We start from the raw sequence: 17,511 nt of genomic DNA, 5'->3' as shown, positions 1-17,511 counted from the left end.
GGTGACCCGGTCCGGTTCCCCCATCGCCGACATCCTGCCCCTGTCGCCCTTGCAGGAAGGCCTGCTCTTCCACGCCCTGTACGACGACGAGCGCTCCCCCGACCTCTACACCACCCAGCAGGTTCTGGAGCTGAGGGGCCCCGTCGACCCCGCCGCCGTACGCGCCGCTGGCCAGGCCCTGCTCGACCGGCACCCCAACCTGCGCGCCTGCTTCCGTCGGCGGGATGCCGGACAGACGCTCCAGATCGTCCCCACGGACGTCGTACTCCCTTGGGCCGAAGCCGACTTGTCGATATTGGCCGAGGAGGAGCGCGCCGGGCGGTGGCAGCAGTTGCTGGACGAGGAGCGGGCCCGCCGTTTCGATCTGGCGAGGCCGCCGCTGCTGCGGTATCTGCTGACCCGCTGGGACCAGGACAGCTACCGCCTGCTCGTGACGAACCATCACATCCTGCTGGACGGCTGGTCGAAGCAGCTCCTGGTACGCGAGTTCACCGCCCTGTACACGGGCGAGCACCCGGCCGCGCTGCCGCCGACGCCCGCCTACCGCGACTACCTGGGCTGGCTCGGGCGACAGGACCGGGCCGCCGCCGAGACCGCCTGGCACGACGCACTCGCGGAGTTGGGCGAGCCCACACCGCTCTCCTCCGGCCCGACCGACGTGACCACCGTCCTGCCCCGTGAACTCGTCGTCGAACTGCCCGAGCAACTCACCAGGGACGCGGAGACCACCGCCCGGTCGCTCGGGGTCACCCTCAACTCCCTGGTGCAGGGCGCCTGGGGCGTGCTGCTGGGCCGGCTGACCGGCCGCACCGACGTGGTCTACGGCCAGACGGTGACCGTGCGTCCGCCGGAGCTCGCGGACATCGCCTCGATGATCGGTTTCTGTATCAACACCGTTCCCACGCGCGTCCGTTGGGACGAGGACGGCACGGTCACCGACCTGCTCGTCACGCTGCACCGGCGACAGGCGGCCCTGCTGCCGCACCAGCACCTGGGTCTCGCCGACATCAGGCGGGCATCCGGCAGCCGCGGTGAACTCTTCGACACCCTGCTGGCCTTCGAGAACCACCCGGGCGCCGACGAGGCCGAGGGGGCCGAGGCATCGCCGGTCACCCAGCTCACCGGCCGCGACGCCACCCACTACCCCCTCACCCTCGCCGTCCTGCCCGGCCACCGCCTCGCCCTGCGCCTGTCCTACCGGCCCGATCTGTACGACGACTCGGCCGCACGGCGGCTCCTGGACCGGTTCGCCACCGTCCTGGAGGCCTTCGCGACGCGTCCGACGCGCCGCGTGCGGGAGATCGACGTCCTGCTGCCCGGCGAACGGGAGCGGCTGATGGGCGAGGCCGACGACACGGCCGTACCGTCCTCGGCTACGCTCCCCGAGTTGTTCGCCGCCCAGGCCGCCCGCACCCCGGACGCCACGGCCGTAGTGTATGAGGGCGACCGGCTCACATACGCCGAGTTGGAGGAGCGGGCCAACCGTCTCGCGCACCTGCTGGCGGCTCGCGGCGCGGGCCCGGAGCGGCTGGTGGCGCTCGCGCTGCCGCGTTCGCCGGAGCTGGTGGTGGCCGTGCTGGCGGTGCTGAAGACGGGTGCCGCGTATGTGCCGATGGACCCCGAATACCCGGCGGACCGGCTGGCGTTCATGCTCACCGACGCCGATCCGGTACTGCTGGTCACCACGGCCGAGACGGCATCGCGTCTGCCCGCCGGCGAGATCCCGATCGTCACCCCGGACGAGTCGCGTACCTGTCCGGCCACGGCACCCGAGACGCCGTCGCCGAGCGGCGACCACCTCGCCTACGTCATCTACACCTCGGGCTCCACGGGCCGTCCCAAGGGCGTCGCGGTCCCGCACCGCAACGTCGTGCGGCTCTTCTCGGCGACCCGGCGGTGGTTCGACTTCGGACCGGACGACGTGTGGACGCTGTTCCACTCCTACGCGTTCGACTTCTCGGTGTGGGAGCTGTGGGGCGCGCTGCTGCACGGCGGCACTCTCGTGGTCGTCCCGCACGAAGTGAGCCGCGACCCCGAGGAGTTCCTGCGGTTGCTGGCCCGCGAGCGCGTCAGCGTGCTCAACCAGACCCCTTCGGCCTTCGGTGAACTCCTGCGCGCGGACGCCTCCTTGCCGGACGTCGGGCGCCAACTGGCCCTGCGGTACGTGGTCTTCGGCGGTGAGGCGCTCGACTTCGCGCGGGTCGCCGAGTGGTACACCCGGCACCCGCAGGACGCGCCCGTGCTGGTCAACATGTACGGCATCACCGAGACCACGGTCCATGTCACGGCCCTGCCGCTGACCGGCGTGACCCGGGCCGGTGGCATCGGAGACGCTCTCCCCGACCTGCGCGCCCACGTCTTGGACGCGGGTCTCCGCCCGGTGCCGCCGGGCACGACCGGCGAGCTGTACGTGGCGGGCGCGGGTCTGGCACGCGGCTACCTGGGCCGCCCCGGGCTGACGGCCGGGCGCTTCGTCGCGGACCCGTTCACCACCGGGCCCGGTGCCCGCATGTACCGGACCGGCGATCTCGTACGACGGTCCGCCGACGGCGAGTTGGAGTATCTGGGCCGTGCCGACGACCAGGTGAAGATCCGGGGTTTCCGCATCGAACTCGGCGAGGTGGAGGCGGCGTTGGCCGGTCACCCCGACGTGGCTCAGGCGGTCGCCGTCGTACGGGACGAGCGGCTGGTCGGCTACGTCGTCGGGCGGGGCGTGGACGCGGACGCGCTGCGGCGCCACGCGGGACGCACGCTGCCCGACCACATGGTCCCCTCCGCCGTGGTCGTCCTCGACCGGCTGCCCCTGACCGGCAACGGCAAGCTGGACCGCGCCGCGCTGCCCGCGCCGACCGTGGAGAGCGGGGGACGTGCCCCGCGCACCCCGCAGGAGGAGATCCTGTGCGGGCTCTTCGCCGACGTGCTCGGCCTGGAGGCCCATCGGGTCGGCGCGGACGACGGCTTCTTCGACCTCGGCGGCGACTCCCTGCTCGCCATGCGCCTCACCGACCGCGTCAGGACCGCGCTGGGCGCCGCGTTGCCCGTACGGGCGGTGTTCGAGGCGACGACGCCCGCCGGCCTGGCCGCGCGCGTCACCGAGGGTGAACACGGCTTGCGGCGAGCGGAGTTGACGGTACGGGAGCGCGGGCACGAACCGATTCCGCTGTCGTACTCCCAGCAGCGGCTGTGGTTCCTGAACCGGCTCGACGCCGCCAACACCTACACCGTGCCCTGGGCTCTGCGGCTCACCGGCCTCCTGGACCGTCCGGCGCTGGAGGCCGCGCTCGCCGACGTCGTGACCCGTCACGAGCCGCTGCGCACCCTCCACCCCGACTTCCAGGGCGCTCCGTACCAGCGCATCCTGGACCCCGAGGCGGGGCGTCCGAAGCTCACCGTCGTTCCCGCCACCGAGGCCGAACTCCCCGCGCTGCTCACGGCCGCCGCCGGACACCGCTTCGCCCTGTCCACCGAAACACCGCTGCGCGCCACCCTGTTCACGCTCACCGACGACACGCACGTCCTGCTGCTGCTCGCCCATCACATCGCCGTCGACGGCTGGTCCATGGCACCGCTGATGCGCGACCTGGAGACGGCGTACGCGGCCCGCCTCACCGAACGTGCCCCGGAATGGCGGCAACTGCCCGTGCAGTACGCCGACTTCGCGCACTGGCAGCGACAACTGCTGGATGCGGAAGAGACCCAAGGCGTGCGGGAACGCCAGACGGCATTCTGGCGGGAGGCGCTGGCCGGCGCCCCGGAGGAGCTGCCGCTGCCCACCGACCGGCCACGGCCCGCCGAACCCACCGGAACCGGCGCCCGCACCGCACTCACTCTCGACGCGGACCTGCACACCGCGCTCGCGGGCCTCGCCACCGCCTCCCGCAGCACCCTGTTCATGGTGCTCCAGGCCGGGTTGGCGGCGACGCTGACCAGGGTCGGTTCGGGCGTCGACATCACCATCGGGACACCGATCGCCGGACGTGGCGACGGCAGGCTGGACGACCTGGTCGGCTTCTTCGTCAACAGCCTCACTCTGCGCACGGACACCTCCGGCAACCCGACCTTCCGTGAACTCCTGGACCGGGTAAGGGATTTCGACCTGGCCGCCTACGCGCACCAGGACGTGCCGTTCGATCTCCTCGTGGACGCCCTGAGTCCCCGGCGCAGCCTCGCCCGCCATCCGCTGTTCCAGGTGGTGCTGGCCTTCACCGGTCACACCGCCGATGTCCCCCTGTCCCTGCCCGGCCTGGGAGTGGTGCGCGAGCCCGTCGAGACGGGCGCGGCCCGCTTCGACCTCTGCCTCTACCTGAGCGAGCGCCGCCACGACGACGGCACCCCGGCGGGTGTCGACGGCATCACGGAGTACAGCACGGACCTGTTCGACCCGGCGACGGCCGAGTGGCTCACCCGGCGGCTGGTCCGGTTCCTGAGCGCCGTCGCCGCCGACCCCGACCTGCGGATCGAGGACGTGGATCTGCCGGAGGACGAAGGTCGTCCGCTACCGCCCGCCGGTCCGCAGGATCGCGGGCCGTCACCGGACACCGTCCCCACGCAGGAGCCCGAGGCCGACGACCAGACCGGCGGGCAGGAGCCGACAACTCCCGCCGAGCACATCCTCGCCGGACTCTTCCGCGAACTGCTCAAGCTGCCCCAAGTCCCTCTTGACGAGGACTTCTTCGCGCTCGGCGGTGACAGCATCTCCTCGATCCGGCTGGTGAGCCGGGCGGGCGAGGCCGGGGTCGTGATCACTGCCCGGGACGTCTTCAAGCACCAGACGGTACGGGAACTGGCGGCGGTGGCCCGTGGTCCGCTCGGTGGCCGCGGCGACGGCGCGGGCGATGCGTCCGCGCTCGCCCACGACGCCGACGGAGTGGGCACGGTCCCGCTCACTCCCGTGATGTGGTGGCTGCTCGAACGCGGTGGCCCGATCGGGCGGTTCAGCCAGTCCGTCCTGCTCACGGTCCCGGCGGACGCCGGTCAGTCCCGGCCGGCCCAAGCCCTCCAGGCGGTCCTGGACCACCACGACATGCTGCGTGCCCGGCTCACCCCTGCCCTTGAACTCGATGTCGCACCGGTCGGCGCCGTCCGCGCCGCCGATCTGCTGGACCGCCGTGACATCCTCGGCCTGTTCGGCCCGGACGACCTCCACGCGTGCGTGACCGCCGAGTTCGACCGGGTCGTAGGCCTGCTCGATCCGGCGGCCGGCGCGATGGTCCGGGCCGTGTGGTTCGACGCCGGGGCGGATCGGGACGGACGGCTGCTGCTGGTCGTCCATCACCTGGCCGTCGACGGCGTGTCCTGGCGGGTCCTCGTCCCCGATCTGAAGGCCGCCTGGGAGGCCGTCGCTTCGGGCGGTAGCCCTCAACTGCCGCCTGTCGGAACGTCGTTCCGAAGCTGGTCCACCGCGCTGGGCCGGGAGGCGCGGACGCCTGCGCGGGTCGCCGAGGCCGAGTTGTGGCGCCGTATCGGCGACGCTCCGCGCGCCCGGCTGGGCCGGCGTCCGCTCGACGCCGAGCGCGACACCGCCGCCACCACGCGTTCGCTGCGGCTCAGCCTGCCGCCCGCGGCCACGGCACCGCTGCTCACCGGAGTACCGGCCGCCCTTGATCTCGGTGTCCAGGAAGTCCTGCTCACGGGCCTCGCGTTGGCCGTGGCCGACCGGCAGGGCTCCCCGCATGTCGTGCTCGACGTCGAGGGCCACGGCCGCGAGGAACTGGCAACCGGGCTCGAACTCTCCCGGACGGTCGGCTGGTTCACCTCGCTCTACCCCGTCCACCTCGACCTGGAGGGAGTGGACGTGGGCGACGCGCTGGCCGCCGGGCCCGCCGCCGACCTCGCCGCCGCACGGGTCGCCAAGTGCCTGCGGGAACTGCCCGACCACGGCGCGGGACACGGCCTCCTGCGCCACCTCAACCCGGACACGGCAACCGAGTTGGCCAAGGCGCCCACACCGGCGATCGGCTTCAACTACCTCGGCCGCTTCGACGCCCCCGGCTCCACTGCCACCGCCACCGAACCGTGGGCCTTCGCGCCCGAGTCGGAGGCGCTCGGCTCCGGGCGCGATCCCGGTCTCGCCACGGCCCATGTCCTCGAAGTCAACGCGGTCGTCCACGACACGATCACCGGACCACGGCTCGTGGCGGACTGGGCCTGGCCCGAAGACGTGCTGACCGAACCGGAGGTGCGGGCGCTGGCCGAGTCCTGGTTCGCCGCGCTCACCGCACTCGTGTCCCGGGTGGACGACGGCACCGACGCCAGTGCCGGTGCCGGTGCGTCGGTCACGGACCTGTCCCGGGACGAACTCGACGAACTGACCGTGGGCCTGGAATAGCCCCGCCCCAACTCCGCCTCCCCTCCTCCCCCTTAGAACACCGAGCAGCACCTGCCGAGCCAGAACTCAGCGAGACGAGACGCCATGACGCAGCCCGGGCCGGTCGACGTACTGCCCCTCACCCCGCTCCAGGAGGGTCTGCTCTTCCACGCGCTGTACGAGCGCGAACGGGACGCCTCCGACATGTATGTCGTGCAGCTGGTCTTCGAACTCGAAGGCCCGGTGGACGGCGACCGCCTCCGTGCCGCCGCGCAGGCGCTGCTGGACCGCCACCCGAACCTGCGGGCGGCCTTCCGGCGGCGCCGCGGGGGTCAGCCGGTGCAGGTGATCCCGAGCCGGGCGACGCTGCCGTGGGCGGAGGCCGATCTGACCGAGGAGGCCGTCGACCCCGAGAAGGCGTGGACCGAACTGGTCGACCGGGACCGGGCCCTCGGGTTCGATCCGGCCACCCCTCCCCTGCTGCGCTGCACACTGGCCCGCATCGGCGAGCGCCGCCACCGGCTGCTCGTCACCCACCACCACATCCTGCTCGACGGCTGGTCCGTGTCCGTACTCCTGCGGCAACTGCTCGCCCTGTACGGCGCCCACGGGGACCCGGCCGTACTCCCACCCGCGCCGCCGTACCGCTCCTTCCTCACCTGGCTGGCCCGCGCGGACCGTAGCGCCGCCGAGGCCGCCTGGCGGGACGCCTTGGCCGAGGTGACGGAAGCGACCCGGTTGGCACCGGTGGGACCTCCCGGTGCCACCGAACCGGCGCAGGCGCGGGCCGAGTTGTCGCCGGAACTCGGAGCAGCCCTGACGGCACGCGCCCGCAGCCTGGGCGTGACCATGAACACCCTCGTCCAGGGCGCCTGGGCGCTCCTGCTCGGCCGTCTGACCGGTCGCGACGACGTCGTCTTCGGTGCCACCGTCTCCGGCCGCCCGCCCGAGCTGCCCGGTGTCGAGACGATGGTCGGGCTGTTCATCAACACCGTCCCGACCCGGGTCCGGCTGCGGCCCGGCGACAGCCTGGGCACCCTGCTCCGCCAGATCCAGGAGAGCTACGTCCGTCTCCTCGATCACCACCATCTCGGGCTGGCCGACATCCAACGGGCCGTGGGTGTACCGGAGTTGTTCGACAGTCTCGTCGTCTTCGAGAACTACCCGGTGGATCCGGAGGCCACCGGGGAGGGGCGCGACGGCGACGACGACCACGACCGGGTGCGCGTCACGGGATCGAGCGGCCGGGACGCCACCCACTATCCCGTGACCCTGGTGGCCGTCCCGGCCGCCCGGCCCCGTTTCCGACTGGGCTACCACCCGGGCCTGTTCGACGCCGACTGGGCCGACGCCACGCTCGCCCGCCTGGTGCGCGTCCTCGAAGCCATGGCGGCCGATCCGGAACTGCCGCAGGGTCGCCTGGGGCTCATGGCAGCCGGGGAACTTCCGGAACGGCCCCCGCTCGCACCGCCCGCGACCCGCACCCTCACCGACCTCTGGTCGGCCCAGGTGACGGCCACCCCGGACGCCGAGGCCGTGGTGGACGGCGGCACCGTAGTGGACGGCGGCATCCGCCTCACCTACCGCGAACTCGACGCCCGTGCCGCGCTGTTGGCCGCTCGTCTCACCGCTCTCGGGGCGGGCCCCGAACGGATCGTCGGCATCGCCCTGCCCCGGACGGCCGAGCTGGTCGTCGCCGTTCTCGCCGTACTGAAGTCCGGTGCCGCCTATCTGCCGCTCGACCCCGCCTATCCGGCCGACCGGTTGGCGTACATCGTCGCCGACGCCCGACCGGTCGTCGTCCTCGCTACCGCGCAGACGGCGGAGGTGCTGCCGGAAGGTACCCCGTTCCTCGACCCCGGCAGTGAGGTGACGGAGCATCAAGTCCCAGGTGTGGCCAGCTCTTTGCTGCCGGACAGCCTCGCCTACATCACCTACACCTCCGGCTCCACCGGCCGCCCCAAGGGTGTTCTGGCCACGCACCGCAACGCCGTCGAGTTCGTCGAGTGGACCCACACCGAGTTCGGCCCCGAACGGCTGGCCAAGGTGCTGTTCTCCACCTCGCTCAACTTCGACGTGTCCGTGCTGGAGATCTTCTCGCCGCTGTTGTGCGGCGGCCGTATCGAGTTGGTGGAGAACCTCCTCTCCCTCACCGAAGGCGTCGCCCGGGACGTAGGGCTGATCAGCGGTGTGCCCACCGTCATGGCCACCGTGCTCGCCGAGCGGCCGGCCGTCTCACCGCACACGGTGGCCCTCGGCGGCGAACCCGTCTCCGAGCAGCTCCGCGCCCGTATCGAGGCGGCTTTCCCCGAGGCGCGGCTCGTCAACTTCTACGGGCCCACCGAGGCGACCATCTACGCGACCGCCTGGATGTCCGACACCGGGCCCCAGGACAAGGCGGGCCCGCCCATCGGCCTGCCCCTCGCCCGCAACGTCGTCCACCTCCTCGACCACGCGCTGCATCCGGTGCCGGACGGGGCCGTGGGCGAGGTGTACGTGGCGGGCGGCGGTCCGGCCCGCGGGTACCTGGGGAGGCCCGGTCTGACGGCCGGCCGGTTCGTCGCCGACCCCTTCGGCGGACCGGGGCAGCGCATGTACCGCACGGGCGACCTCGCGATGCGCGGCTCCGACGGGCACCTGCGGTTCCTGGGCCGGGCCGACCAACAGGTCAAGCTGCGCGGCTTCCGCGTCGAACTGGGCGAGATCGAGGCCGTGCTCGCCACGCACCCGGTCGTCGCCGAGGCGGCGGCCAAGGTGTCGGAGGAGCAGGGCGGTGAGAAGCGGCTGGTCGCCTATGTCGTGTCCGGGGAGGGACGGGCCGCGAGCGCCGACGACCTGCGCGACCACATCGCCCGCGCCCTCCCCGCCCACATGGTCCCCTCGGCGTTCGTCACCCTCGAAGCGCTGCCGCACACCGCCAGCGGCAAGCTCGACCGCAGGGCGCTGCCCGCACCCGACGCGCCGCTCGCCGCGAAGACGGCCCCGCGCAACGGGCGCGAGGAGACCCTGCGCGCGATCTTCGCCGAGGTGCTCGGCCTTCCGCCGGAGCGGGTCGGCGTGGACGACGGCTTCCTCGATCTGGGCGGCCACTCGCTGCTGGCGCCCCGCTTGACCGCGCGCATCAAGGCCGAGTTGGGCGTCGAGGTACCGTTGCGCGCCCTCTTCCAGAATCCGAGCGTCGCGGCGCTGGCCCGGCATCGGGCCGAAGGGGACCGCCCCGCGCAGGAGCGGGAGGCGGGTACGGCACCGCTGGGCCCCCTCCTCCCGCTGCGCACCCGAGGAGGCCCGCAGCCGCTCTTCTGCCTCCCCCCGGCCTCGGGCCTCGCGTGGGGCTTCGCCGGGCTGGCCCGCCACATCGACCCCGATCGCCCGTTGTACGGCCTCCAGTCCCGCGGTCTGATCCCGGGTCAGGACCCGGCCGCCCGCCTGGCCGATGCGGTCGCCGAACACACCGCGCTGATCCGGGAGACGCAGCCGCACGGCCCGTACCACCTGCTCGGTTACTCGATGGGCGGCCTGGTCGCGTACGAAGTCGCCGTCGGTCTCCAGAAGGCGGGCGAGCAGGTCGCTCTCCTCGCGCTGCTCGACTCCTTCCCCGGCGCCTGGATCCGACAGGGCCCCGCCGAGTCGGACCGGCCGGCGCTGCTGCGCAGCCTGCTCACCATCCTCGGCCGGCCGCTGCCCGCGGACGACACGGAGCCGTCGACCGAGGGCAGGTTCGCGGAACTGGTCCGCCGCGTTCCCGACATGCCCGGCAGTCTCGACGACGCCGAACTGGCCGCCCTGGTCGACGTGACGGCCAACAACCGCCGTTTGATGGGTGAGTTCAAGCCCGGGCCGTACCACGGGGACCTGTTGGTCTTCACCGCCGCACAGGACCCGGACGCGCTTCCCGGCCGACACCGCTCCTGGCAGCCGTACGTCGAGGGGCGCGTCGACAACCACGACATCGCCTGCACACACGGAGAGATGACCCGGCCGGCGTCGCTGGATCGCATCGGGCCGCTGTTGGACCACCGCCTCCGCAAGTGACCCGCCCCGCAACCATCCATCCATCCACCTATGCGCCATCCGCCCATCCGCGACAGGAGAGACGCCATGAGCACCAACCCCTTCGACGACGACACCCTTGAGCACCTGGTCCTGGTGAACGAAGAGGGCCAGCACTCCCTGTGGCCCGTCTTCGCCGAGGTCCCGGCCGGCTGGACCGTGGTCCATGGCCCCGCGAGCCGACAGTCCTGCGTGGACCACGTCGACGAGCACTGGACCGACATGCGCCCCAAGAGCCTGATCAGCGCCATGGGCGAGGATCCGACGGCCCGTTGAACACCGGCCCCGAACACCCCCTTCGCAAGGAGAGAGCAGCAGCCATGCCCACGGATCCCCCCACCCGCACGACGAAGCTGGTGTGCCTTCCGTATGCCGGAGCCGGTGCCTCGTTCTACCGTCCCTGGACCGCTCTGGCCGGGGCCTCGGTGGAGGTCGTGCCGCTTCAACTGCCCGGCCGTGAAAGGCTGATCGACGAGCCGCCCCATCGTGATGTGCACGAGGCGGTCGACGGACTCCTGCCCCAACTGCGGGACCGGCTCGGCGAGGGCGAGCACAGGGTGGCCCTCTTCGGGCACAGCCTCGGAGCCGTGCTCGCCTACGAGTTGGCGCACCGTCTGGTCGCCGAGCCCGGTGTCGACGTCGTCCACCTGTTCGTCAGCGGGTCGCCGCATCCGAGCCGAGGCCGGGAGCGCCGGGCCACCGGTCTGTCCGACGACGAATTCCTCGCCCGCGTGGGCGAGTTCGCGGGCTACCACCACCCGGCGTTCGACGACCCGGAGATGCGCGAACTCCTGCTGCCCACCCTGCGCGCGGACGTCGACATGCACGAGGCCTACGCCCCGAGCGTCCTCCTGCCGCTGGACGTGCCCCTGACGGTCATCAGGGGCACGGACGACACGCTGGTCGGCCGGGACGACGCCGCGTCCTGGAGCAAGGCGACCGGCCGCGACTTCGAGCACGTCGAGGTACCCGGCGGCCACATGTACCTGACCGAGTCCACTGCCGCCCTGGTCGACCTGATCGTCTCGAAGCTGGCCTAGGTCCTGCGGGATTTCGACACCAGGGGCCAGCCCCCACCCCGTCCCACGACTCTCCAGGAGTACAGGAGTATCCGATGCGTCTGCACGGCAAGTCGGTCCTCATCACCGGCGCGGCCCGCGGGCTCGGCCGGGCCGCCGCGGTCGCCTGCGCGACCGAGGGTGCCGACCTCACCCTGCTGGACATCTGCGCCGACCTTCCCGGTGTGCCCTATCCGCTGGGCACACCGGGCCAGTTGGAGCACACCGCCGCACTGTGCCGGGACGCCGGCGCGGCCGTTCTCACCACGGTGGCCGACATCCGGGACACGCGTGGCCTACGGGAGGCGGTGGCCCGGGCCGAGGACCGGTTCGGCCGGATCGACGTCGCCGTCAACAACGCGGGCATCGCCGCGCCCTCGGGACGGCCGGTGCACGAGATCGAAGAGGACGAGTGGTCCCTGATGATCGACGTGGACCTCTCCGGGGCCTGGCGGCTGATCCGCGAGGTCGGCGGGGCGATGAGCGCCCGGCGCGCCGGCAGCATCGTCAACGTCGCCTCCACCGCCGGGCTCGTCGGCTACCGGCACTTCGCCGGTTACGTCGCCGCCAAGCACGCCGTGGTCGGTCTCACCAAGGCCGCCGCGCTCGACTTCGCGCCGACGAAGGTACGGGTCAACGCGGTGTGCCCGGGTTCCGTGCGCGACGACGCCTGGGCCGAGGGCAGGATGCTCGCCGAGATCGCCAGGGCGCTGGAGGTGCCCGTCCACGAGCACGAGAAGACCTTCGTCGAGGCACAGCCCATGAACGCGCTGATCGAACCCGAGGACGTCGCAGCCGCGATCGTCTTCCTGGCCTCGGACGAGTCCCGGCAGATCACCGGGTCGGTCCTGACCGTGGACGGGGGGTTCAGCGCCCGCTGAGCCGCCCGTCCCCACAAGACTCCGCACAGACAAGGAGTACAGCCCGTGTCCGCGCCGCTGCCCCAGCCCCTCCCCCACGCGTCCCACTGCCACGCGCTGCGCGTCCGGTCGGGCCACCCCGCCGACCTCGCCGGGCGACCGGGCATGTGGATCGAGGACGTCCCCGTGCCGACGACGCACCCGCTCGCCGAGCGCCGCCGCGCCGTCGAACTCGCGCGCCCGAGCCGCGGTCCCCGTACCGTGCTCCTGCGCTACGCCGACGGCCCGGCCGACCTCGTCGTCGTCGCCCCGCGCGGACGCTGGAACCGTACGGCCCTCGACCGGATCGCGGCCGGAAAGCCCGGGTCGGCGGACAACACCCGGCCGGACCCCGAAGTCTTCCCGCTCGCGCCCGCGCCCGGCTGGGGGCTCGGCGAGGACGGCCCCAGCACTCCTCATGCCATGCCCCTAGACCGCGCCGGCGACGAGGCCGGCTGGCTCACGGCACTCGCCGTCACCCTGCGCCGCTACGACCCGGGCACCCCGCCGACGATCGGCACCGACCACGGTGTGTTCACCGTCGACCCGGCCGCCACGCTCGGCGAGTCGAAGCCCTCCCGCACGACAGGCCCCGCACTCGTGGGTCTCCTGTTCGACGATACGGCCGACACCGCCGACACCGACAAGACTTCGGACCTCGAAGACGGCACGGACGGCAGCGCACTTCCGCCCGCCCAGGAGACCGAGTACGTGCCCTGCCTGGCGCCCCCGTTCCCGCTCACCGTTTCCGTCCTGCGGGACTCGGGCGGCCTGCGGCTGCGCTGCCAGCACCTGAACAGCCACTTCTCCCAAGAGCTGGCGGCCCAGTTCGTACGGCACCTCGTGCATGTGCATCGGCAGGTCCTGGACCGTCCGGAGACCGCGCCGGACGACGTCGAACTCCTTGACGCGACGGACCGCGCGCGCATCGCGTCGCTCGGCCGTTCCCTCCGCTCCGTGGCTGGCGAGCCGATGAGCGTGCCGGGGGCGCTCGCCCGCGTCACGGCGGCGGCACCGGACCGTATCGCCGTGACCGACGGCGACACCGGCCTGTCCTACCGCGAACTCGACGAGCGGGCCGCCCGGTCGGCGGCCGGCCTCAGAGCCCGCGGGGTCGGTTCCGGAGACCGGGTGGGCGTGTGCCTGGAGCGCTCCGCCGAACTGGTCGTCGCTCTGCTCGCCGTGCTGAAGGCCGGCGCGGTCTACGTGCCGATCGATCCCGCCAACCCCGCGGACCGGATCGCCCACACGGCACAGGACGCGGGTCTGGGCGTGGTGATCACCCGGCTCCCCGACTTCCCGGACCTGGTGGACCGCGTGCGGGTGACGCCGGACGACCTGATGGGCGAACTGCCGGGCGAACGGCCTTCGTTGGAACATACGGCGAGCGCTCCGCTCCTGGCACCCGACGACGCCGCCTACGTCATCTACACCTCCGGCTCCACCGGTCGGCCCAAGGGTGTCGTCGTACCGCACCGGAACGTGCTCGCGCTGGTCGACGCGACCCGTGACGAATACGGGCTCGGCACGTCCGACGTGTGGACGTGGTTCCACTCCAGCGCCTTCGACTTCTCGGTGTGGGAGATCTGGGGCTGTCTGCTGACCGGCGGGCGGCTGGTCGTGGTGCCGTACTTCGTCTCGCGGGAACCGGACCGCTTCCGCGACCTGCTCGTCGCCGAGCGGGTCACCGTGCTCAGCCAGACCCCGTCGGCCTTCGCCCAGCTTCTTGGCGTCGACCACCGTGACGTGTCGGTCCGGCTCGTCGTGTTCGGCGGCGAACCGCTGGACACCCGGATGCTGTTGCCCTGGTTCGACCGGCACCCCGAGCCGTCCTGCCGCCTGGTCAACATGTTCGGCATCACGGAGACCACCGTCCACGTCACCGAGCAGACCCTCACCCGCCGACTGGCGCTCGCGGACACCCGGTCCGTCGGGCGCGCCCTGCCCGGCTGGCACCTGTACGTGGTGGACCCGGCCGGACGGCTGCTGCCGCTGGGGGTGGCGGGCGAGATATGTGTCGGCGGTGCCGGTGTGGCGCTCGGCTATCTGGGCCAACAGGAGCTGACCGCACGGCGGTTCGTGCCGGACCCGTTCACCGGCGGCACGATGTACCGCAGCGGCGACCTAGGACGCCTGCGCCCGGACGGACGGCTCGATCACCTCGGGCGGATCGACAGCCAGGTCAAGATCCGCGGTTTCCGCATCGAGCTCGACGAGATCCGCTCCGTACTCCTGGAGGCGCCCGGGGTACGTGCCGCGGCGGTCGTGGTCCGGCGCGACGACCCGGCCGACGCAGCCACTGCCAGGATCGACGCCTACGTGGTCCTGTCGCCAGGGGGCGATCCCGCCGGAATCCGGCAGCGGGCCGCGGGCATCCTGCCGGAGTACATGCTGCCCGCCACCGTCACCACGCTGGACACCCTTCCGTTGACGCCCAACGGCAAGCTCGACGCGGCGAACCTGCCCGCCCCGGCCGTCCCGCGCTCGCTCCGCGCGGACACCGCCTCGGCGGTCCCGGCCGAGGACGACCTGACGGCGACTCTGACCGCCGTATGGAGCGACGTGCTGGGCATCCCCGTGGCCCCGGACGACGACTTCTTCGAACTCGGCGGCAACTCCCTGTTCGCCATCCGCATCGGCGCCGCCCTCCGCGCCCGTGGTCTGCCCTCCCTCCGGCTGCGCGAGCTGTACCGGCATCCGACCGCCCGAGGAACGGCGACGGCCCTCATGAACACGGACGCGCCCCCTCGAAATTGAGCCGGAGCCAGCCACTCACCTGCTTCCAACTCCGCTGGGCTCACGCCTTGTTTGACACTTGTCCGTTTATTTACAGGTGTCTAGCATCTGTGTCATGCACACCGACACGCCGTCGACGGACCGACGCGTCCGCCGGTCTCGCGCGGCGCTGATGGCCGCCGCCGTCCGCGTCGTATCCGAGCGCGGTACGACCGCGGTTGCGGTCACCGATCTCGCGGAGGCCGCGCAGGTCAGTCGGCAGCTGGTCTATCTGCAGTTCGGGGACCGGGACGCCCTGCTGGTGGCGGCGGCTGCCGACCTGGTCCGGCGGGAACTCGCCCCGCACACCGAGACCGGCTCCGATCCCGTCTCCGGCGCTCTGGCACTGACCCGGCACTTCGCGGAGCACCGGGACTTCTACCGCGCGATGCTGACCGGATCGTGCGCCTTCGCCATGACCCGGACCCTGAACGACCTGTTCGGCGTGCTCAACCGCAGCCTCGTGCGGGAGCGCTTCGGCGTGCTCGACGAGGCGACCGTCGACGACGTCGCGGCCTTCGTCGCCGGCGGAACCGGCGCCATCGTCAACGCCTGGCTGCTCGGCACCGACGATCCCCTCGATCCTGAAGACCTCGCCGCACGTCTGCGACGACTGGCGGCCGTCTTCCGATTCACCGCCGTGCCCGCTGCTCCTCCGGAGGTGCCTTCCCGATGAGCCTCGCCAGCCGCCTCGTGGAACGCGTCCTGCGGTTGCCACCGCCCATCACCCGGGACCTCGTCGTCGAACGGGATCTCAAGGTCCCCATGCCGGACGGAACGGTCCTGCTCGCCGACCGCTGGGCGCCCCGGACCGGAGGCAAGGGCCTGCCGACCGCGCTGATGCGCTCGCCGTACGGCAGACGCGGAGTGCTCGCGCTGGGCTCGGTGAGGCCTCTCGCGGAACGCGGCTACCAGGTGCTCGTCCAGTCCGTCCGGGGCGGCTTCGGCTCCGGCGGCACCTTCGACCCCATGCGCCAAGAGCGCGCGGACGGCCTGGCCACCCTGGACTGGCTGGTCGCACAGCCCTGGTGCGGCGAGTCGGTCGTCCTGTTCGGCACCAGCTACCTGGGATACGTGCAGTGGGCGGTAGCCGACAGCCTGCCGCCGCAGGTCAAGGCGATGATCCCGCACATGACGGAGTCCGCGCTGACCCTGGAGTTCCTGCGCAAGGACGGCATGTCGCTCCAGACACCGTTCGGCTGGGGCTACATGGTCGCCAAGCAGGAACGCCCGTTCGCCATGGTCCGCCAGCCCCTGGAGCTGAAGAAGCTCCGCAGCGCCCTCGACACACTGCCCCTCGCCGACGCCGACGTCGCCGCCCTCGGCCACCGCTCGGACTACCTCCAGGCCATCCTCAGCCACGACGCCGACGACCCCTACTGGGCAGCCGCCGACCACCGCGACCGGGTCACCGCCACCACCGTGCCGGTCAGCTCCGTCGGCGGCTGGTACGACATCTTCCTGCCCGGCCAGCTCCGCGACTTCCGCGCGCTTCAGGAAGCGGGTCTGCCGGCCCGGCTCACCGTCGGCCCCTGGACCCACACCTCGCCCGACAACACCGTGTTCACCGAGGCTCTCGGCTTCGGCCTCGCCCACGCGCGCGGCGAGGAACCGCCCGAACGCGCTCCGGTACGGCTGTTCGTCACCGGGGAGGAACGCTGGCGGGACTTCGAGTCCTGGCCGCCGAAGGGCTACGAGCCACGTCGCTTCCACCTACAGCCCGGCGGCGCGCTCGCCACGGCGACGCCCGAGCCGTCCGCGCCGGACACCTACCGCTACGACCCCGGCGACCCGACACCGGCGGTCGGCGGCGTCGCCATGCCGCCGGGCGCCGGACGCGTGGACAACACCGGGCTGGAGGCCCGCGCCGACGTACTGACGTACACCACACCGGTGTTGGAGGCCGACGTCGAGGTGATCGGCGAAGTGCACGCGGAGATCCACTTCCGCTCCAGCCTCCGGCACGCCGATGTCTTCGTGCGACTGTGCGACGTCGACTCCAAGGGTCGCTCGACCAACGTCTGCGACGGCCTGACCAGCCTCACCCGAGCCGACGAAGTCACCCTCGCGAGCGTCCGGTTGTGGCCCACCGCCCACCGCTTCGAGCGCGGCCACCGCATCCGCGTCCAGGTCTCCAGCGGTGCCTTCCCCCGCTACGCGCGCAACCCCGGAACAGGTGAACCGCTCGCCACCGCAGTGGAGTTGAGGGTCGCGGACCAGGAGGTCAGGCATGACCCCGAACACCCGTCGGCATTGATCCTGCCGGTGGAGGCGGCGGACCGGCCTGCGTGACGAAGCAGTCGGCCGGCGCCGGGGGCTCCGCCCGGTCAGGTCGGGATCCGGCCCTGGCTGTTGTCTCGTACGTGCCTGAACCCACGGCGGTCGCAGGCCTGCCCGGCCGTGGGGAACGTATGCGGCCGGG

General features: G+C 72.3%; 8 protein-coding genes. All 8 read left to right on the top strand.

Going from position 1 to position 17,511, the window contains the following annotated elements; translation table 11 throughout:
- Position 1: 1 nt before the first annotated feature.
- A complete protein-coding gene (locus ACIQPR_RS34470) occupies positions 2-6,328 on the top strand; it encodes an amino acid adenylation domain-containing protein (protein WP_403656411.1) in 6,327 nt (2,108 codons plus the stop codon).
- Positions 6,329-6,412: 84 nt separating this feature from the next.
- Positions 6,413-10,339: an amino acid adenylation domain-containing protein gene (locus ACIQPR_RS34465; RefSeq protein ID WP_403656408.1), complete on the top strand. Its 3,927-nt coding sequence runs from the start codon at positions 6,413-6,415 to the stop codon at positions 10,337-10,339.
- A 66-nt stretch (positions 10,340-10,405) separates the two neighbouring features.
- Positions 10,406-10,633, top strand: a complete 228-nt coding sequence (locus ACIQPR_RS34460; protein ID WP_403656406.1) for an MbtH family protein — start codon at positions 10,406-10,408, stop codon at positions 10,631-10,633.
- 44 nt (positions 10,634-10,677) lie between these two features.
- Positions 10,678-11,397 carry a thioesterase II family protein gene (locus tag ACIQPR_RS34455; RefSeq protein ID WP_403656403.1) on the top strand — a complete coding sequence of 240 codons (720 nt, stop codon included), beginning with the start codon at positions 10,678-10,680 and terminating at the stop codon, positions 11,395-11,397.
- Positions 11,398-11,471: 74 nt separating this feature from the next.
- A complete protein-coding gene (locus tag ACIQPR_RS34450) occupies positions 11,472-12,296 on the top strand; it encodes an SDR family oxidoreductase (protein WP_403656400.1) in 825 nt (274 codons plus the stop codon).
- Positions 12,297-12,440: 144 nt separating this feature from the next.
- Positions 12,441-15,071, top strand: coding sequence for an amino acid adenylation domain-containing protein (locus ACIQPR_RS34445; RefSeq protein WP_403656498.1), 2,631 nt, complete (start codon positions 12,441-12,443; stop codon positions 15,069-15,071).
- A gap of 94 nt (positions 15,072-15,165) precedes the next feature.
- Positions 15,166-15,765, top strand: a complete 600-nt coding sequence (locus tag ACIQPR_RS34440) for a TetR/AcrR family transcriptional regulator (RefSeq protein WP_403656397.1) — start codon at positions 15,166-15,168, stop codon at positions 15,763-15,765.
- Positions 15,762-17,381 carry a CocE/NonD family hydrolase gene (locus ACIQPR_RS34435; RefSeq protein ID WP_403656394.1) on the top strand — a complete coding sequence of 540 codons (1,620 nt, stop codon included), beginning with the start codon at positions 15,762-15,764 and terminating at the stop codon, positions 17,379-17,381. Before ACIQPR_RS34440 ends, ACIQPR_RS34435 begins: the two co-directional genes overlap by 4 nt.
- Positions 17,382-17,511 lie beyond the last annotated feature (130 nt).

Origin of the sequence: Streptomyces sp. NPDC091280 (genome assembly GCF_044768565.1) — a bacterium.
Lineage (GTDB): Bacteria > Actinomycetota > Actinomycetes > Streptomycetales > Streptomycetaceae > Streptomyces.
The sequence above is the reverse complement of the archived record's forward strand: the minus strand, read 5'-3'. Positions and strand labels throughout refer to the sequence as shown.